The following is a 17,500-nucleotide window of genomic DNA, read 5'->3' as shown; positions in this document are numbered from 1 at the left end:
GTTTCTTAAGGCCGCTTCGAGCGCGGATTAGGCGCTGAGGACACCCTTCAGGTACTCGCGAATGCCCTCGTCGGTGGCGTTGGCGAAGAAGTATTCCTGGAACTTTTCACCCGCGATGGACGCCTTGAGCAGATCCTGGTCGATGGCCTTCAGGACGGTCAACATGTCGTTGCAGGTGACGGCCTTCAGGTTCTTCAGGATGCCGCGGTTCTTGGCCATGATCTCGGCGCGTTCCTTGGGATAACCCAGACCGCGCTCGCCCTCGAACAGCTTGCGATAGACGTCCTGCAGGTTCAGCTCAGCCGCCCAGCCGAAGCCCTTGGCGTAGGGCATGGAGATGGCGTTGCCGTCGTTGATCTGACCGAACAGGAAGGCGTCGGTGGGATCGATCACCAGGCCGCAGAAGACGCCCGGCATGGAGTTGGAGGCCAGCATGGAGCCCATGCCCGTGCCGCAGCCCGTGACGACGAAGTCGGCGGCGCCCGAGTTCAGCAGGATGCCCGCCAGCAGACCGTTCATGACATAGGTCAGCGAGGCCTTATCCTCGGGCGCGTACATGCCGTAGTGGAAGACCTGATGGCCCAGGGGCTCTGCAACGGCGGTCAGGGCGGTGTGAACCACTTCGCTCTTCGCGGCCTGGCTGTTTTCGATGATGAGAGCGATCTTCATGGGCGTGTCCTCAAGACGAAGCGATGCCGGGCTGATCCCGACGATTATGGTCTAACCGATTGCATCCTACTATGACACCGGTTACCTAGTCCACCGAAGGACGGACGCAAGATCCGCCGCGAGTTCCCAGGGAGCCCCGCATGTACGACCCCATGTACGACAAGGTCTATCAGGCCACCCATCCCGACATGATGGACGGCGCCACGAACCAGCAGTTGCGGGATCGCTACCTGATCGAGGGCCTGTTCGCTCCGGGCAAGATCAGCCTGAACTATTCGCACCATGAGCGGATGATCATGGGCGGCGCGACCCCGACGGAAAGCCCCCTGGCCCTGCCGACCCATTCCGTGCCGGAATCCCTGGCCGGCGCACCCTTCCTGCAAGGCCGCGAACTGGGCGTCGTCAACATCGGCGGCCCCGGAACGGTCACCGTCGACGGCGAGGTTCTGGAACTGGGCTTCCGCGACGGCGCCTATGTGCCGATGGGCTCGGTCGACGTCTCCTTCACCTCGAAGGACGCGGCTGACCCCGCCAAATTCTATCTGGTCGCCACCCTGGCCCACGCCCGCTACGATCTGACGCGAATATCGATCGCCGACGCCGTGCCGCTGGAGATGGGCGCGCTGGAAACCTCCAACGAGCGGACCATCTATCAGTACATCGTGCCGGCCAAGGTGAAGTCCTGCCAGCTGCTGCTGGGCGTGACGGAGCTGAAGCCGGGCTCGGTGTGGAACACCATGCCGCCGCACATTCACGACCGCCGCTCGGAAGCCTACCTCTACTTCGGCCTGGGCGCGGACGACCGCGTCTTCCACTTCATGGGTGAGCCGGACAAGTCCCGCAACATCGTCGTCGCCGACGGCGAGGCCGTGATCTGCCCGCCGTGGTCGATCCACATGGGCGCAGGGACGTCGAACTATACCTTCATCTGGGGCATGGGCGGCGAGAACCTGGACTATACCGACATGAACAAGCTCGACATCTGTCAGCTGAAGTAAGGACCTATGGGCATGGCCAATCCTTTTGATCTGACCGGCAAGGTCGCACTGGTCACCGGCGGCAACACGGGCATCGGTCAGGGCATCGCCCTGGCCCTGGCCGCAGCAGGCGCCGACGTCGCCTCGGTCGCGCGCCGCGCCTCTGACGACACGGTCGGCAAGGTCCTGGCCAAGGGCCGCAAGGCCGTCTCCATCCAGGCCGACCTGACCTCGATCGAACCGGTCGAGCGCGTTCTGGACGAGGCGACCGCCGCCCTCGGCCCCGTCGACATCCTGGTCAACAACGCCGGCATCATCCGCCGCAACGACGCCGTGGACTTCTCGGAGCAGGACTGGGACGACGTCATGAACGTCAATCTGAAGGTGCTGTTCTTCCTCAGCCAGGCGACCGCCAGGCGCATGATCGCCGACCAACGCGGCGGCAAGATCATCAACACCGCCTCCATGCTGTCCTATCAGGGCGGCATCCGCGTGCCGTCCTACACGGCATCGAAGTCCGGCGTGGCGGGCCTGACCAAGCTGATGGCCAATGAGTGGGCCAGGCACGGCATCAACGCCAACGCCATTGCCCCCGGCTACTTCGCCACCGACAACACCCAGGCCCTGCAAGAGGACCCGGTGCGCTCCAAGGAAATCCTGGGCCGTATCCCCGCCGGCCGCTGGGGCGATCCGTCGGACATCGGCGGCGCCGCCGTCTTCTTGGCCAGCCACGCCAGCGACTATGTGCAGGGCATCACCCTGCCGGTCGACGGCGGCTGGCTGGCGCGCTGATCCCGCGCTAGCGTTCCGATCATGAGCAACCCTCGCCCGAACTCAAAAATTCTCTGCTTCGGCGAGATGCTGCTGCGGTTCAGTCCGAACCAGAACGAGCTGCTGCTGCAGTCCCCGGCCCTGACCGCGCGTCCGGGCGGGGCCGAGGCCAATGTCGCTGTCGCCCTGGCCCGCTTCGGCGCACCGGCGGCGATGGCTACCGTCCTGCCCGACAACGCCCTGGGTCAGGCCGCGCGTGACGAAGTCCGGCGCTACGGCGTGGACACGTCGCCCATTGTCTTCGTCCCCGGCCGCATGGGTCTCTACTTCCTGACGCCGGGCGCCGTGCGCCGTCCGTCGGAGGTCCTCTACGACCGCGCCGGTTCGGCCTTTGTCGAGCGCGTCGCCGACGCCTTCGACTGGGACGCCCTGCTCGACGGCTATGAGTGGCTGCACGTTTCCGGCGTCACCCCCGCCACCGGCCCCAACGGCTCGCGCGCAGCGGTCGAACTGGTCGAGGCCGCCGTGAAGAAGGGCGTGCGCATCAGCTACGACGGCAATTTCCGCGGCAAGCTGTGGGAGCAATGGGCCGGCGATCCTCCCGCGACGCTCGGCAAAATGCTGGCCGGGGCCGAGATCGCCTTCGCCGACGACCGCGACTTCGCCCTGGTGCTGAAGACCAAGTTCGACGACGCCGATCCCCATGCGCGCCGCCGTCTGGCCGCCGCCGCCGCGTTCGACGCCTTTCCCCACCTGCAACGCATCGCCTGCACCCTGCGAGTTCAGGAAAGCGTCGCCGATCAGGCCCTGTCGGCGGTCATGCTGACGCGGGGCGCCGACGGCGGCGTGATCGAGACCGCGACCGACGCCATCCACATGACCGGCGTCGTGGACCGGGTCGGCGGCGGCGACGCCTTTGCGTCTGGCGTCCTGTTCGGCCTGTGGAGCGGCTGGTCCGATCAGGAAGCGCTCGACTTCGGCCTGGCGGCGGCAGGCCTGAAGCACTCCATTCCCGGCGACTTCAACCTGTTCACCGCCGCCGAGGTGCGCGCGGCTATGAGCGACGGCGGCTTCGACATCCGCCGCTGACGGTTTCGTGAAAACCGGCGCGTTTTCAGCCGTGCATCGACACTAGGAAACCGGTGTCATCCATGTTTAGCTTCGCCAACTCAAGCAGCCGTCAGAGCTGCCAGGCGACGCATCCGAGGAAGACACCATGACGCTCATGAACCGCCGCGCCCTGCTGGCCGCCGGCACCGCCGCGACCTTCACGGCCGCTTCCGCCCCTGCCCTGGCCAAAACGGTGCTTCAGGCCGCGCCCGACCGCGCCGCCGTCCTGGCCACGATGAAGCGCGCCGCCCGGTTCATGACCGACGAGGCCGCCGTCGAGGGCGGCTATGTCTGGAACGTCCTGCCCGACTTCTCGCGTCGTTGGGGCGAACTGGAAGCCTCGCAGACCATGATCTGGGTCCAGCCGCCCGGCACGGCGACGGTCGGCCACCTCTATCTGGACGCCTATCACGCCACCGGCGATGAACAGTTCTATCAGGCCGCCAAGTCCGCCACCGACGCCCTGGTGCGCGGCCAGCACCCGGCGGGCGGCTGGAACTATGTCATCGACACGGCGGGCGAAGAGGCGCTCAAGCGCTGGTACGCCACCTATGGCAAGAACGCCTGGCGGATGGAGGAATTCCACCGCTACTACGGCAACGCCACCTTCGACGACGCCGGCACGGCCGAGGCCTCGCAACTGTTGCTGCGGGTCTATCTGGAGAAGCGCGAGCGGAAATATCGCGCACCGCTGGACAAGGCGATCCAGTTCGTCCTCGACGCCCAGTACGCCAACGGCGGCTGGCCCCAGCGCTATCCCTTCGTCGAAAACGGCGGCGTCCATGGCCACGAAGACTACACCCCCTACATCACCTTCAACGACGACGTGGCGGGCGAGAACCTGGAGTTCCTGCTCTACGCCTATCAGGGGCTGGCGGTGAACGGTCGCGGCGACGCGCGCCTGCTGGACGCCATCCATCGCGGCATGGACATCTATGTGAAGACCCAGCAGCCCATGCCGCAACCGGCCTGGGGCCTGCAGCACTTCCCCGACACCTTGAAGCCCGCCGGCGCGCGGACCATCGAGCCGCAGGCTTTCGCCACCCACGCCACAGGCGCCAACATCAAGTCGATGCTGGGCTTCTACCGCCTGACCGGCGACCGCAAATACATCGCCCGCCTGCCAGAGGCCCTGGACTGGCTGGATCAGGTGAAGACGCCGCAGAACCTGATCGCGCCGGGCCGCACCCACCCGACCTTCATCCTCGAGGGCTCGAACACCCCGGTCTATATCCACCGGCGCGGGTCCAACATCACCAATGGCCAGTATTACGCGGATACCAACCCGAACAACCTGATCGTCCACTACGGCTCGTTCCGCAACGTCGACACCGCCGCCCTGCGCCGCGAGTACGAGGAACTGGCGGCGCAGTCCCCCGAGGAAGTCAGCCGCAACTCACCGCTGAAGGCCCGCCCCGGCACGCTGCACCTGCCGAAATACTTCACCCTTCAGGACGTGGACGTCTGGGACATGTCGTCGGACGCGCGGCGTCTGGCCAGGCCCGGACCGGGCCGCGCCGCCGAACTGGTCGCCGGATTGAACGCACGCGGCTACTGGCCCTCGCCGCTGACCACGACCTCCAACCCCTATATCGGCGAGGCCCCGGCGGCGGTGACGGGCGGCGAGTATCAGACCACCCGCGTCGGCGACCTGTGGGACACCTCGCCCTATAGCACCGACTATCCGGTCGAATGCGTCTCCACCCAGGTTTTCATCAGGAACATGGGCGAATTGATCGAGACGTTGGAAGGCTGATCAGGGGTAGCGTCGGCGCCTAGAGATAGGCGCCGACCTGCCAGGGCACGAACTCGTTGTCGCCGATGCCGAGCGCCTCGGACTTGGACGGCTCGCCCGAGGCCACGGCCAGCATTCGCTCGAAGATGGCGCGCCCGACCTCCTCCATCGCCACGCCGGACAGCACCGGCGAAGCGTCGATGTCCATGTCCTCGTCCATCCAGCTCGCCAGTTTGGCGTTCGACGCCACCTTGATCGACGGCGCGGGCTTGGCGCCGAAGACCGAGCCCCGCCCCGTAGTGAAGACAATCAGATTGGCGCCCGAGGCGATCTGCCCCGTCGCCGAGCAGGGGTCATAGCCCGGGCTGTCCATGAAGCTCAGTCCCTTGGCCGTCAGCGGCTCGGCATAGCCGATCACGTCATTCAGCGGCGTCGAGCCCGACTTGGCCACCGCGCCCAGGGACTTCTCAAGGATCGTCGTCAGGCCGCCCTTCAGATTGCCGGGCGACGGGTTGTTGTTCAGCTCCATGCCGTGCTTGTCGGCATAGGCCCGCCACCATTCCAGACGGGCGTTCAGCCGATCCGCCACATCCTGGGACGCCGCACGGCGCAGGAGCAGATGCTCCGCCCCCCAGATTTCGGGCGTCTCCGACAACATGGCCGAGCCGCCGTGAGCGACCAGCAGGTCAACCGCCGCGCCCAGTGCCGGGTTGGCCGTAACGCCGGACCAGCCGTCCGATCCGCCGCATTGCAGGCCGACCGTCAGGTGCGAGGCCGACACCGGCTGACGCTCGACCTTGGCGGCCTCGGCCACCAGTTCACGCACGACCTCGATCCCCGCCTCGATGGCGCGGGTCGTGCCGCCGGCCTCCTGAATGGTCAGGGCGCGCAGGGTCGGTCCCGCCTCCAGACCCTCATTGGTCAGCCAGGCCGGAATCTGGTTGGCCTCGCAGCCCAGGCCGACGATCAGGATGGAATGGAAGTTCGGATGCCGAGCATAGCCCGCCAGCGTCCGCTGCAACAGGGTGGTGTCGCTGGACAGCGAAGAGCCGCCGCAACCGCCCTGATGTGTGAAGGCCACTACCCCGTCCACGCCCTTGGGCAGGCTGGCGTCGGGGAAGGCGTCGGCGATCCGCCGCGCCACCGTGGCCGAGCAGTTCACGCTGGTCAGGACGCCGATGTAGTTCCGCGTCCCGACCCGACCGTCCGCACGAACAATGCCGTTGAAGGTCGCGCCTGACAGGGTCTCCGGCGGGTGAACGTCCGCTCCCACCTCAGCTTCACGCCCGTCCTCGGCCATGGCGAGGTTTTGGACATGGACGTGGTCGCCGGCCGCGATGGCCATCTTGGCCCGGCCGATGACCTGACCATAGCGACGGACAAGACCGCCCTCCTCTACCGCACGCCGGGCGATCTTGTGCCCGGTGGCGATGTCGGCCCGCGCGGACGCGTCCAGACCTTCGGGCATTTCACCGACGGCGATGTCATCCAGGGCGATGGCGACATCATCGGTGGGGTTCAGTATCAGGACGCGGCTCATGATCTACTCCGTCATACGGCGCGCGGCCTCGACCGCGCCATGCTCTCTCAACGACAGGAAGGCGCCAGTGACCGCTTCGACAAAGCGGGGGTCCTTGACCAGAGCCTCAGGGAAGACCGCCGACAGAGTCAGCAGGGCGCGGACCTCGGCCTCATCGTTTTCGGACGCCGCGATCAGTTCGGCCGTGCGGGCCGCCAGCGGGTCGTCGACCACCACGGCCTCGCCGCTCTCGGTCACGCCTTCCTGCCAACGCATCCAGGCCGCGACGCCTAGCGCCAAAGCCTCGATCCCCTGCCCGGCGGCCAGACGTTCAGCCATCCCCGCCAGCAGGCGCTGCGGCAGTTTCTGCGACCCGTCCATGGCGATCTGACGCGTCCGGTGCATCAGAGCCGAGTTGGAGAACCGGGCCATCAGTTCCGCGCGATAGGCCGCCACATCCAGCCCCGGCGGCGGGCTCAGCGTCGTCTGCGCCTCGTCCCACAGGGCCTCAATGAAGGCCCGGAAGGCCGGAACCGCCACGGCCTCATGCACGTGTTCATAGCCCGATAGAGCGCCGAGGTAGGCGATGGCCGAATGTGAGCCGTTCAGCAGACGCAGCTTGGCGTCCTCCCACGGCGCGACCGCGTCGGTCAGTTGGACACCGAAGGCGGCGAAGTCCGGCCGCTCGCCTGCGAACCAGTCCTCGATCACCCACTGGGTGAAGGGCTCGGCCTTGACCATGCCCTGATCCTCGACGCCCAATCGTGCGGTCAGGCGGGCGATGTCGTCAGGAATGGTGGCCGGCACGATGCGGTCGATCATGGTCTGGGGGAAGGCCCCCTCGACCTCGATCCACTCGGCCAGAGCCGGATCAATGCGCCGGGCCATGGCTAGAACACCCGCCCGGATGCGCTGGCCGTTGTGCGGAAGGTTGTCGCAAGAGATGACGGTGAAGGGCTTCAGCCCCGCCGCCTTCCGGGCAGCCAAGGCCGCGACGACGAAGCCCGGCGCGGTGCGAGGCGCGGAAATGTCGGCCAGATCAGCCGCCACATCCGGGTCGTCCAGCAGCAGGTCGCCGGTCGCCGGATCGAGGCGATAGCCCTTCTCGGTCACCGTCAGGGTGACGATGTGCACATCAGCGTCAGCCATGGCGGCGACAAGAGCGGCAGGGTCTTCCGGCCCCACCAGAACCCCGCGACCAGCCCCAACCACCCGCAGATGTTCCTCGGCCCCGTCGCGCACGACCAGGGTGTAGAGGCCATCCTGGAGGTTCAGTTGGTCCCGCACCCCCGGGGACCTCAGCGAGGCCCCCAACACGCCCCAGCGCAGGTCGCCACTCTTCAGCGCATCATCGAACACCACCGCCTGGTGGGCGCGGTGAAAGGCGCCGATGCCCAGATGGACCACGCCGGTCTTCACCGCCGCGCGGTCATAGGCCGGACGCGCGACGTCGGCGGGCAGAGCCGACAAAGCCGCTTCATTCAGGCGGGTCACAGCTTGTAGGCCGCCTTGACCAGACCATAGGTCAGGGCGTGGGCCAGTTCATGGGCCTCGTCCTCCTCCATGCGATGCTCGACCACCAGCTTGGCCAGGAAACCGCAGTCCATGCGTCGGGCCACGTCGTGACGCGCCGGGATCGACAGGAAGGCCCGCGTGTCATCGTTGAAGCCGACGGTGTTGTAGAAGCCCGCCGTCTCGGTGGCCTGCTCGCGGAAGCGGCGCATGCCCTCGGGGCTGTCATGGAACCACCAGCTCGGCCCCAGCTTCAGCGCCGGATAGTGGCCGGCCAGCGGGGCCAGTTCGCGGCTGTAGGAGGTCTCGTCCAGCGTGAACAGGATCAGAGTCAGGCGCGTGTCCGAACCAAACCGATCCAGCAGCGGCTTCAGCGCCCGGACATAGTCAGTCTGGGTCGGAATATCGCAGCCCTTGTCGCGGCCGAACCGGTTGAACACCGTGGCCGAGTGGTTGCGGAAGCTGCCGGGGTGCAGTTGCATCACCAGACCGTCCTCGACCGACATGGCGGCCATTTCGGTCAGCATCTGGCCGCGGAACAGTTCGGCGTCGGCGGCGCTGGCCGGGGCGGTCGAGACGCGCTTGAACAGGGCTTCGGCGTCCGCCTTCGACAGGTCAGCGGTAAAGGCGGTCGGGTGGCCGTGGTCGGTCGAGGTGGCGCCCATCTCGATGAAGAAGGCCCGGCGATCACGCAGCGCCTGCAGATAGCCCTCCCAGTTCGTCGTATCGCGACCGGTCTGTTCAGCCAGAACCTTCAGATTATCGCGGAAGCCCTCATAGTCCGGGTCCAGCACCGGATCGGGGCGATAGGCGGTCAGCACCCGGCCCTTCCAGCCCGAGGCCTTGATGACCTTGTGATGCTCAAGCGTGTCGAGCGGCGACTCGGTCGTCGTCAGGACCTCGATGTTGTAGCGGTCGAACAGGGCGCGCGGCTTGAAGGCGTCCGTCTTCAGCGCGGCGTCGATGACGTCGTAGTAGTGGTCCGCCGTCTCGGCCGACAGGCGCACATCGATGCCGAAGGCCTCGGCATAGACCCAGTCGTGCCACATGCGCGACGGCGTGCCCCGGAACAGGTGATAGTTCTCGGCGAAGCGGCGCCAGATGGTGCGCGGGTCGGTCTCAACCGCCCCGCCGTCAGCGCGCGGCACCCCCAGGTCCTCCATCGCCATCCCCTGCGAGTGCAGCATGCGGAAGACGTAGTGGTCGGGCGTGATCAACAGCTCCGCCGGGTTGGCGAAGTTCTCGTTACCCGCGAACCAACTGGGGTCTGTGTGGCCGTGCGGGCTGATGATGGGCAGGCCCTTGACCTCGGCATAGAGGCGCCGCGCCACGCTGCGCGTGTCAGCGTCGGCCGGGAACAGGCGATCAGGATTCAAGCGAAGCGGCTGGGTCATGCAGGAACTCGAAGCAGGAAATCAGGCTGTCGGAAGTGACGGTCGGGCGAACAGCGATTCGTCCCGTGCGACGGTCGTGGCGGCGGCATGGTCGGCTCCCTGTTCGCCGACCATCTGTTGCGGTCGGTCGTTGGTGTTCTGGTCGGCACGATCAAGGCTTCCAGCGTTGCGGCAACCGACGTTCGCCATTGTCTTGCCACATGCTGGAAACTGTGCGTAGCTTTGTATGACACCGGTAGCAGAGGCTGACAAACGCCAAATGACACCGGTTCCCGCGATCGCGGCGGCTGGAACGGGGACGCACGATCCCCGAAAGGCCTAACTGGGAGGAGGACACAGATGACCCAACACGCTACCCGTGCGCGTTATGCGCTGACCCTTGGCGCCTCGCTGGGCGCGCTCACCCTTGCTCTGGCGGCCGGCGCCGCTCAGGCGCAAGACACCGGATCCGCGGATCAGGAAGCCACCACCGTCGATGAAATCGTCGTCACCGGCTTCCGCGCCAGCCTGCAGAACGCTCTGAACATCAAGCGTCGCGAAGCCGGCGTCGTCGACGCCATCTCGGCCGAGGACATCGCCGACTTCCCCGACACCAACCTGGCGGAGTCGATCCAGCGCATCCCCGGCGTGTCCATCGACCGCGACGCCGGCGAGGGGCGCTCGATCACCGTGCGCGGCCTGAGCTCGGAGTTCACCCGCACGCGCATCAACGGCATCGAGGCCCAGGCCACGACCGGGGCGACCGACTCGTCAGGCGGCGTGAACCGTGGGCGCGGCTTCGACTTCAACGTCTTCGCTTCCGAGCTGTTCAACAACATCACCGTCCGCAAGACCGCCTCGGCCGAGGTCGAGGAAGGCTCGCTGGGCGCCACCGTCGATCTGCGCACCGCGCGTCCGTTCGACTATCCGGGTTTCACCGCCGTCGCCTCGGCCCAGGGCGGCTACAATGACCTGTCCGAAGAGTGGAGCCCGCGCTTCGCTGGCCTGATCTCCAACACCTGGATGGACGGCAAGTTCGGCGCCCTGCTGTCGCTGGCCTACAGCGACAAGAGCTCGATCGAAGAGGGCTTCAGCTCGGTGCGTTGGGGGCCTGCCAGCGGCGACAACGGCTTCCAGAACCCCGACGCCCTGCCCGGCGGAAAGGACGCGGCGGGCGGCCTGTTCCACCCGCGCATCCCCCGTTACGGTCGGCTGAGCCATGAACAGGAGCGCATCGGCGCGACCCTGTCGCTGCAGTGGCGCCCGTCGGACGCGACGACCATCAGCCTGGATGGCCTGTATTCCAAGCTCGACTCGACCCGGAAGGAGAACTTCCTCGAAGCTTGGTCGCTGAGCCGCAACGCCTCCCAGGGCGGGAAGCCCCAGGTCGACATCGTCGAAGCCATCGCCGACCCGAACACGGGCGAACTTGTCTATCTGCGCCTCGATGACATGGACATGCGCACCGAGGAACGCTTCGACATCCTGAAGAGTGAATTCACGCAATACACCCTGGAAGTCGAACACGACTTCTCGGACACCGTGCGCTTCCGCGGCGTGGCCGGTCGCTCCAAGTCCGAGTTCGGCAACCCGCTGCAGGTCAACGCCATCATCGACCATCAGGACGGCGACGGCTGGTCGATCGACTTCCGCGAAAACCGCGATCTGCCCAAGATCGTCTATGGTTTCGACGTCACCGACCCGAACCAGTGGACGATCACCGGCCCTGCCCCCGGCGGCGTGGCCCCGCAGTCGGAACTGCGCATCCTGTCCAGCGAGCAATCCAACACCTACACCACCTTCGAGGGCGGCTTCGAGTTCGACATCGACGACCGCATGACCTTCAAGGTCGGCGCCAGCTACAAGGAATATCAGTCCCAGGGCTCGGGTTATGCGCGCAAGACCAACGTCGCGCCCGCCATGCCGGCTGGGACCTCGATCGGCGACCTGACCTATCTGCTCGAAGGCTTCGGCAAGAACCTCGACCTGCCCTCCGGGTCGGCGACCGCCTGGATCTCGCCCAACCTCGACGCCATCATGAAGGCCTATGGCGCCGACTGCCTATGCGACACCGGCGTGTCCGGCGGCGACTTCCGTCTGTTGGGTCTGGAGAACGGCTCGACCGCTCTGGGCAACTGGCGCGATGTGACCGAAAAGGACACCGGCCTGTGGGCTCAATTGGACTGGAACACCGAATGGGCCAGCATGCCGGTTCGTGGCAACTTCGGCGCGCGCTGGGTCAATACCGAGGTCGAGGCCGCCGGCTATTCCGCCCTCAACGGCGTGACGACGCGCGTCAGCGGCGCCAACACCTATGACGACATCCTGCCGTCACTGAACCTGTCGATCGAGCCGATCGAGAACGTCATGGTCCGCTTCGGCGCCGCTCGCGTCATGTCGCGCCCGCCGGTGACCAGCCTGGTGCCGACCCTGTCCCTGAGCGCGGTCGGCGCGGCCAACCGCACGGCGTCGCTGGGCAACGTCAACCTGGACCCCTACCGCGCCGACACCTTCGACCTGTCGCTGGAGTGGTATTTCGCGCCTGAATCCCTGCTGTCCTTCGCCGTCTTCTACAAGGATATCTCGACCTATGTGCAGACGACCCAGCAGAAGATGACCTACGCCGAACTGACGGCGATGAACCCCGAAGCCTTCCCAGCCGCGCCCGACCGTCCGGCTGGCGACGAATATACCTTCAGCACGCCCACCAATACGCCGGGCGGTCCGCTGACGGGCTTCGAGATCAGCTACCAGCAGCCCTTCACCTTCCTGCCGGGCGCCTTCTCGAACCTGGGCGTCCAGGCCAACTTCACGCACGTCGAGTCGGAAATCGACTACTGCACGACGGCGGCTTGCAACGTCTATGTCACGGCCAATCTGGTGAACCTGTCGCCTGACGCCTGGAACGCCACGCTGTATTACGACGACGGTCGCTTCAACGCTCGCGTCTCGGCCGCCTATCGCGACAGCTATTATCAGCAGGTTCCGGCAGCCAACGGCGGCACGCGCGGCATCGCCGTCACCGGCAAGACCGAGACGCTCAGCATCGACGCCTCAGCCTCGTTCAACGTGACGGAGAAGCTGGCTCTGTCGATTGAAGGCATCAACCTGACCGACGAAGCCAACCGCCAGAACCACAGCGAACTCGATGGCGTGCGTGACAGCACCTACGTCTATCACCACACCGGCCGCCAGGTCTTCGTGGGCGCCCGCTACAAGTTCTGACACCCGACACATCGCACTCCTGAGCGATGACTTCGGCGCCGGCGATCTGATCGCCGGCGCCTTCTTTTTTGGCGCAGCAGAAGAAAGGCAGCGGGTTTAGCCGCCGTAGCCGCGTCCGCCGCCGCCGAAGCCGCCGCGCGAGACGACCGTGGTGCGGCTCTGCACCCGGCTGGGCGCCTGACGCGCCACGTCGCCGTGTTCGCGGCCGTTGGTCAGGGTCTTGCCGGTACGGTAGTCGCGATAGGTGTAACCGCCGCCATAGCCGTTGGAATAACGGCCGTCCCGGTCGCGATACAGGGGGCCGCCGCCGCGATAACCGCCGCCGCTCAGCATCTGGCCGACGATGAAGCCGGTCAGCAGCGGGGTGAAGAAGGAGCCGCCACCGCTCTGGTTCGGCTGGCACTGGGACGGCCCCCACTGGCCCTCGCATTCGGACTGGGTGGCGTAGCGCGGCGCGGTCTCGGCGGCGGCCTTCTGCGCGGCGGCCTGGGCCGCATCGCACTCGGCGTCAGAGAGGTCGTTGGCGGCGCGGCATTCCTCCAGCGAGGTGTAGGCCTGAACCGGCTCGGGCTCGGGCGCGGCGACCTGAGGCGCGCCGCAGGCGGCCAGCGAGAAGCTGGCGGTGGCCATCAGGCTGCTGACATGCAGGACGCGCGAGCGCTTCAGCTTGCGCATGGTCTTGGTTTCAGTCGGCGTTTGGTTGGTCATGGCGCTCACGCCGTCATGCAGGCGGCGTTCAGCAGCCCGACGCAGATGGAGATGGCGGCCAGATAGACCGCCGCTGCGATCTCGCCCGCCTCGATGCGGACGACCAGGTTGCGGAAGGCCAGGCGGCTGATGGTGACGAAGACCAGGATCTGAATGACGCCGGCCAGCAGGGCCCAGGCGGCGAACTCCATCAGGCTGACGGTGTGCGACAGGGCCGAGGCCAAGGGCAGGACATAGCCGATCAGCGCACCGCCCAGGGCGATGGCGGCGGCCGTGTTGCCTTCGCGGATCAGCGTATGCTCGTGATAGGGCGTGACCCACTGGTAGATCAGCTTGAACGCCAGGGTGAAGACCCCGGCCAGGGCGAAGGCGATCAGGAAGGCGATCGCCCCTTGCTGAAATCCGAACCAGTCAAACATCTTGCTTCTCCCCAGGCGCCGTCAGGCGCGGAACTCGGCCATTTCCAGCGGAATGCCGATCATGATTTCGTGCGTCGTCTCGCCGCCCTCCGGCTGCTGCTCCAGGGCGATCATCAGTTCGCGTCCGCCTGCCAGATCGCGCCCGTACAGCATACAGGTCTGGAAGATCCTGGCGTAAGGCGTCGTCGCCGCGCGGTCGTCCCAGATGGTCTCCCACAGGGTGACGGGCGGCTGAATGGCGTCGCTCTCGGCGAACCAGAAGCGCGGATAGTCGGGCAGGTCCTCAGCCGCGCCATGAAACACCGGCGCCGACAGGCGGTCGCGCCAAACGCGGCGTTCGCGCTCATTCGGCGGATAGGCCGAACTCCAGGGCACGAACAGGCTGAAGTCATAGCTGACCGCCCCCGCCTCGTCGTCGCTCATGGCCTGAAGCATGACGTGGTCGTCGGTGTAGAAGCGGTGGACGAACTGCCCGCCGTCCAGACTGACCAGACCCTGGGCCGTGATGTCCAGCACGTCGCGGTCCAACGTGAAATGCGTCTCCTCGCCCAGCCGGCGCCAGGCCAGCGGGTCCAGCGCCACGGTGCGGCCCACGGTGATGTTGCGCACCATCGCCAACTGCGGGGCGGGCGCGGCCTTGCCCGACTGTCCGAAAAGCTTCTTGAACATGGGCGACTATCTAGGCCTGCCGCGCGCCGACTGCGAGCAAACACAGGCGGTGCGACCGAATGATGCGGATCATGGTTTGAAATTCCGTCCTGCATTGCCCGATGTCAAGCGTTCATGTTACGCGTTACATGAAACATGACCAAGCCGCCCGCCCCTTCCTCCGCTGCGACCGAGCGCATTCGTGCGTGGCGACAGGCGCGCCGTGAGGCCGGACTGGTCAAGCTGGAGCTCTGGGTGCCCGAGGCCGCACGCGACGACGTGAAGGCCGCCGTCCGCGCCATCCTGACCGATTCGACGCGCGGCCCCCATTTGGCCGGTCGCAACCTTGCCGGCGGATCGCGCCGCCCCACTTCTGATCCCATCACTTCTGGAGACGACCACCACATGGACGCCGTGATCGAAACCCCCTGGACCGTGCCGGCCATCAAGGACGCGCTGGACGGCTCGCCCCTGGTCCGCGACGGCGAGATGACCCTGCGCGTGCTGGAAGGCGCCGAGCCGGTGCTGCTGGCGACCATGCACGAATACGGCGACCTGCCCGTCTATCTCAGCGTCGGCGGCGCCCAGATCGTCTGTTCGGTGCTGCTGTGGCCCGTGGCCGAACAGGCCGACCGCCACGCCTTCAACGAGTTCCTGCTGAAGGCCCAGCGCGTGGTGCCGCTGTCCAACTTCGCCATCACCAACGTCGGCGGCGAAGACGTCTATGAACTGATGGGCGAGCTGTCGTGCAAGACGACGCTGCAAACCATCCTGATCGAGTTGCGCACCCTGGCGGAAAACGCCATCGACGCCACCGAACTGCGCGAAACCTTCGGCGCCGACGCCGCCTGATCCGGAAACCCGACCATGTCCATGCTCAGAAAACTATCCGCCCTGTTCCGCGGAACCGCCCATGACGCAGCCCAGGGCGTCGTCGACGCCAATGCGCTGAAGATCCTCGATCAGGAAATCCGCGACGCCGACAACGCCCAGGGCAAGGCCCGCGACGACCTGGCCGGTCTGGTGGCGCGCCGCCGCATGGCCGAGAACGAGATGGCCAGCTTCCACGACCAGATCGGCAAGTACGAAAGCTCGGCCCGCTCGGCCCTGGGCCAGGGCAAGACCGATCTGGCGCGCGAAGTCGCCGTCCGCATCGCCGAACTGGAGGTCGAAATCTCGACCCGCGGCCCGCTGATCGAGGACATGAAGACGGCCGAGACGCGCCTGCGCACCGCCATCGCCTCGACCGACCAGAAGATCGAGACGCTTCGTCGCGAGATCGACATCGTCAAGGTCAACGAGTCCGTGCAGCGGGCCCAGACCTCGGTCGCCATGAACTCGGCCGGCGCCAACTCGCGCATCGGCTCGGCCGCCGACAGCCTGCAGCGCATCAAGCAGCGCCAGGCCGTTCAGGAAGAAAAACTGCGCGAGAACCAGGCCCTGGAAGACCGCCGCACCGGCGCCGATCTGGACGCCAAGCTGCGCGACGCCGGCATCCTGCCCGGCCATTCCTCGGCCGACGACGTCTTGGCCCGCCTGACCCAGAAGGATGTGACCATCGTCACCCCGCGCATCGGTCAAGCAACGCCCGACAAGGACCCCGCCTGATCCATGCAACGTCTGCGCCTTGATCCCCGCCCCGACTGGGACGCCCAGGCCGACAGCCTCGGCTTCACCTGGCGACACACCGGCGGCGAGCTCTATTGGGACGAAACCGCCGCCTACGCCTTCACCATGGCCGAGGTCGAGGACGGGATCGAGGCGCCGACCGAGGAACTGCACGCCATGTGCCTGGACCTGGTCGCCGAGGCGGTCCAGTCCGAGCGGCTGATGGAGCAGCTCGACATCCCCCAGCCCATGCGGGACTACGTGGCCGACAGTTGGAACCGGGGCGATCCGTCGCTCTATGGGCGCTTCGACTTCGCCTATGACGGCACAGGCCCGGCCAAGCTCTACGAATACAACGCCGACACCCCGACCAGCATCTATGAGACGGCGGTGTTCCAGTGGCTGTGGCTGGAGGATCAGATCAAGGCCGGCGTCCTGCCCGCCGACGTCGATCAGTTCAACAGCCTGCACGAGAAGCTGGTCGATCGGTTCCGCGCCATCTTCCCCAACGGCGGCTTTGTCCACTTCGCCTCGGACGCCGACTTCGTCGAGGACCGCCAGACGGTGCGCTTCCTCGAAGACCTGGCCCAGCAGGCCGGGCTGGACCCGCAGTTCGTGGCCATTGACCAGATCGGCCTGAACGCCGACGGCCAGTTCGTGGACCACGAGAACTGGATCATCCAGGCGATGTTCAAGCTCTATCCGTGGGAGCAGATGCTGCGCGACGACTACGCCGCTCCCATGCCGACTGCGGGCGTGACGGTGCTGGAACCCGCGTGGAAGAGCCTGCTGTCCAACAAGGGCATCCTGCCCCTTTTGTGGGAACGCCATGCAGGCCACCCCAACCTGCTGGAGGCCTATTTCGAGGACGACCCGGCCCATGCGGCGCTCGGCTCCTCCTACGTGCGAAAGCCCCTGTTCTCGCGCGAGGGCGCCAATGTCGAACTGATCGAACAGGGCCGCAGCGTCGCCGAGATCATAGACGGCGGCTACGGCGGCGGGCGCTGGATTCGTCAGGCCCTGTGCAACCCGCCCAGCTTTGACGGCAACCATGTCATCGTCGGCTCCTGGGTCGTCGGCGACGAGGCCGCCGGGATGAGTCTGCGCGAGGACACCAGCCTAGTCACCCGCAATACCTCGCGCTTCCTGCCCCACTTCATCCGAGACTAGAGTACGGCCTATCCGGCGACCCAGGCTGCCAAGGCCGGTTGTCGGCGCAGCCTGAG

15 protein-coding genes are annotated in these 17,500 nt (G+C 66.5%); 8 read left to right on the top strand and 7 right to left on the bottom strand.

Features of this window, described 5'->3' with window-relative positions; genetic code table 11:
• Nucleotides 1-27 precede the first annotated feature (27 nt).
• Entirely contained in the window at nucleotides 28-669 is a 642-nt protein-coding gene (locus CQ039_RS10005; RefSeq protein WP_105561885.1) for an RpiB/LacA/LacB family sugar-phosphate isomerase, read from the bottom strand.
• 152 nt (nucleotides 670-821) lie between these two features.
• Here CQ039_RS10005 and kduI point away from each other — a divergent pair, with 152 nt between their 5' ends.
• From kduI to CQ039_RS09985, 4 genes are all read left to right on the top strand, one after another.
• Complete coding sequence (gene kduI, locus CQ039_RS10000) at nucleotides 822-1,667, top strand: 5-dehydro-4-deoxy-D-glucuronate isomerase (RefSeq protein WP_105562000.1); 846 nt, start codon at nucleotides 822-824, stop codon at nucleotides 1,665-1,667.
• A gap of 12 nt (nucleotides 1,668-1,679) precedes the next feature.
• Nucleotides 1,680-2,438, top strand: coding sequence for a 2-dehydro-3-deoxy-D-gluconate 5-dehydrogenase KduD (gene kduD / locus CQ039_RS09995; RefSeq protein ID WP_105562001.1), 759 nt, complete (start codon nucleotides 1,680-1,682; stop codon nucleotides 2,436-2,438).
• 21 nt (nucleotides 2,439-2,459) lie between these two features.
• A complete protein-coding gene (locus CQ039_RS09990) occupies nucleotides 2,460-3,506 on the top strand; it encodes a sugar kinase (protein ID WP_105561886.1) in 1,047 nt (348 codons plus the stop codon).
• Nucleotides 3,507-3,633: 127 nt separating this feature from the next.
• Nucleotides 3,634-5,283, top strand: a complete 1,650-nt coding sequence (locus CQ039_RS09985; protein ID WP_105561887.1) for a pectate lyase — start codon at nucleotides 3,634-3,636, stop codon at nucleotides 5,281-5,283.
• 19 nt (nucleotides 5,284-5,302) lie between these two features.
• Here the strand turns inward: CQ039_RS09985 and CQ039_RS09980 are convergent, their stop codons facing one another.
• Genes CQ039_RS09980 through uxaC form a run of 3 tightly spaced genes read right to left on the bottom strand, consistent with a single transcriptional unit; the run spans nucleotide 5,303 to nucleotide 9,687 of the window.
• Entirely contained in the window at nucleotides 5,303-6,802 is a 1,500-nt protein-coding gene (locus CQ039_RS09980; protein ID WP_105561888.1) for a UxaA family hydrolase, read from the bottom strand.
• Between the two features lie 3 nt (nucleotides 6,803-6,805).
• On the bottom strand, nucleotides 6,806-8,275 hold the full coding sequence (locus CQ039_RS09975; protein WP_105561889.1) for a mannitol dehydrogenase family protein: 1,470 nt from the start codon (nucleotides 8,273-8,275) through the stop codon (nucleotides 6,806-6,808).
• Nucleotides 8,272-9,687, bottom strand: a complete 1,416-nt coding sequence (gene uxaC / locus CQ039_RS09970) for a glucuronate isomerase (protein ID WP_105561890.1) — start codon at nucleotides 9,685-9,687, stop codon at nucleotides 8,272-8,274. The genes CQ039_RS09975 and uxaC overlap by 4 nt, the downstream gene beginning before the upstream one ends.
• A gap of 339 nt (nucleotides 9,688-10,026) precedes the next feature.
• Here uxaC and CQ039_RS09965 point away from each other — a divergent pair, with 339 nt between their 5' ends.
• Nucleotides 10,027-12,891 carry a TonB-dependent receptor gene (locus CQ039_RS09965; RefSeq protein ID WP_105561891.1) on the top strand — a complete coding sequence of 955 codons (2,865 nt, stop codon included), beginning with the start codon at nucleotides 10,027-10,029 and terminating at the stop codon, nucleotides 12,889-12,891.
• Nucleotides 12,892-12,987: 96 nt separating this feature from the next.
• On the opposite strand, the gene CQ039_RS09960 is transcribed toward CQ039_RS09965, so the two are convergent.
• From CQ039_RS09960 to CQ039_RS09950, 3 genes are read right to left on the bottom strand one after another with little or no spacing between them, the layout of a single operon-like run.
• The gene (locus CQ039_RS09960) at nucleotides 12,988-13,599 is read right to left on the bottom strand and encodes a DUF1190 domain-containing protein (RefSeq protein ID WP_105562002.1); all 612 of its coding nucleotides are present in this window, start codon (nucleotides 13,597-13,599) and stop codon (nucleotides 12,988-12,990) included.
• Between the two features lie 5 nt (nucleotides 13,600-13,604).
• Nucleotides 13,605-14,018 (bottom strand): DUF350 domain-containing protein, encoded by a 414-nt coding sequence (locus CQ039_RS09955; protein WP_105561892.1) that lies wholly within the window; start codon nucleotides 14,016-14,018, stop codon nucleotides 13,605-13,607.
• 21 nt (nucleotides 14,019-14,039) lie between these two features.
• On the bottom strand, nucleotides 14,040-14,687 hold the full coding sequence (locus tag CQ039_RS09950; protein ID WP_105561893.1) for a YjfK family protein: 648 nt from the start codon (nucleotides 14,685-14,687) through the stop codon (nucleotides 14,040-14,042).
• Nucleotides 14,688-14,822: 135 nt separating this feature from the next.
• Between CQ039_RS09950 and CQ039_RS09945 the strand changes: the two genes are divergently transcribed.
• From CQ039_RS09945 to CQ039_RS09935, 3 genes are read left to right on the top strand one after another with little or no spacing between them, the layout of a single operon-like run.
• The gene (locus CQ039_RS09945) at nucleotides 14,823-15,518 is read left to right on the top strand and encodes a YjfI family protein (protein WP_105561894.1); all 696 of its coding nucleotides are present in this window, start codon (nucleotides 14,823-14,825) and stop codon (nucleotides 15,516-15,518) included.
• A gap of 15 nt (nucleotides 15,519-15,533) precedes the next feature.
• The gene (locus CQ039_RS09940) at nucleotides 15,534-16,274 is read left to right on the top strand and encodes a PspA/IM30 family protein (protein WP_105561895.1); all 741 of its coding nucleotides are present in this window, start codon (nucleotides 15,534-15,536) and stop codon (nucleotides 16,272-16,274) included.
• A gap of 3 nt (nucleotides 16,275-16,277) precedes the next feature.
• Nucleotides 16,278-17,444: a glutathionylspermidine synthase family protein gene (locus CQ039_RS09935; protein WP_105561896.1), complete on the top strand. Its 1,167-nt coding sequence runs from the start codon at nucleotides 16,278-16,280 to the stop codon at nucleotides 17,442-17,444.
• The last annotated feature ends 56 nt before the right edge of the window (nucleotides 17,445-17,500 follow it).

Origin of the sequence: Brevundimonas sp. MYb52, assembly GCF_002979535.1 — a bacterium.
Taxonomy (GTDB): Bacteria; Pseudomonadota; Alphaproteobacteria; order Caulobacterales; family Caulobacteraceae; genus Brevundimonas.
Note: the sequence above shows the minus strand (reverse complement) of the source record. Positions and strands in the feature narration are given on the sequence as shown.

Coding starts and splice junctions, on each gene's coding strand:
- CQ039_RS09985 (WP_105561887.1), top strand. CDS start 3,634: ATGACGCTCATGAACCGCCGCGCCCTGCTGGCCGCCGGCACCGCCGCG.
- CQ039_RS09940 (WP_105561895.1), top strand. CDS start 15,534: ATGTCCATGCTCAGAAAACTATCCGCCCTGTTCCGCGGAACCGCCCAT.
- uxaC (WP_105561890.1), bottom strand. CDS start 9,687: ATGACCCAGCCGCTTCGCTTGAATCCTGATCGCCTGTTCCCGGCCGAC.
- CQ039_RS09955 (WP_105561892.1), bottom strand. CDS start 14,018: ATGTTTGACTGGTTCGGATTTCAGCAAGGGGCGATCGCCTTCCTGATC.
- CQ039_RS09960 (WP_105562002.1), bottom strand. CDS start 13,599: ATGACCAACCAAACGCCGACTGAAACCAAGACCATGCGCAAGCTGAAG.
- CQ039_RS09965 (WP_105561891.1), top strand. CDS start 10,027: ATGACCCAACACGCTACCCGTGCGCGTTATGCGCTGACCCTTGGCGCC.
- CQ039_RS09950 (WP_105561893.1), bottom strand. CDS start 14,687: ATGTTCAAGAAGCTTTTCGGACAGTCGGGCAAGGCCGCGCCCGCCCCG.
- CQ039_RS09945 (WP_105561894.1), top strand. CDS start 14,823: ATGACCAAGCCGCCCGCCCCTTCCTCCGCTGCGACCGAGCGCATTCGT.
- CQ039_RS10005 (WP_105561885.1), bottom strand. CDS start 669: ATGAAGATCGCTCTCATCATCGAAAACAGCCAGGCCGCGAAGAGCGAA.
- CQ039_RS09980 (WP_105561888.1), bottom strand. CDS start 6,802: ATGAGCCGCGTCCTGATACTGAACCCCACCGATGATGTCGCCATCGCC.
- kduD (WP_105562001.1), top strand. CDS start 1,680: ATGGCCAATCCTTTTGATCTGACCGGCAAGGTCGCACTGGTCACCGGC.
- kduI (WP_105562000.1), top strand. CDS start 822: ATGTACGACAAGGTCTATCAGGCCACCCATCCCGACATGATGGACGGC.
- CQ039_RS09990 (WP_105561886.1), top strand. CDS start 2,460: ATGAGCAACCCTCGCCCGAACTCAAAAATTCTCTGCTTCGGCGAGATG.
- CQ039_RS09935 (WP_105561896.1), top strand. CDS start 16,278: ATGCAACGTCTGCGCCTTGATCCCCGCCCCGACTGGGACGCCCAGGCC.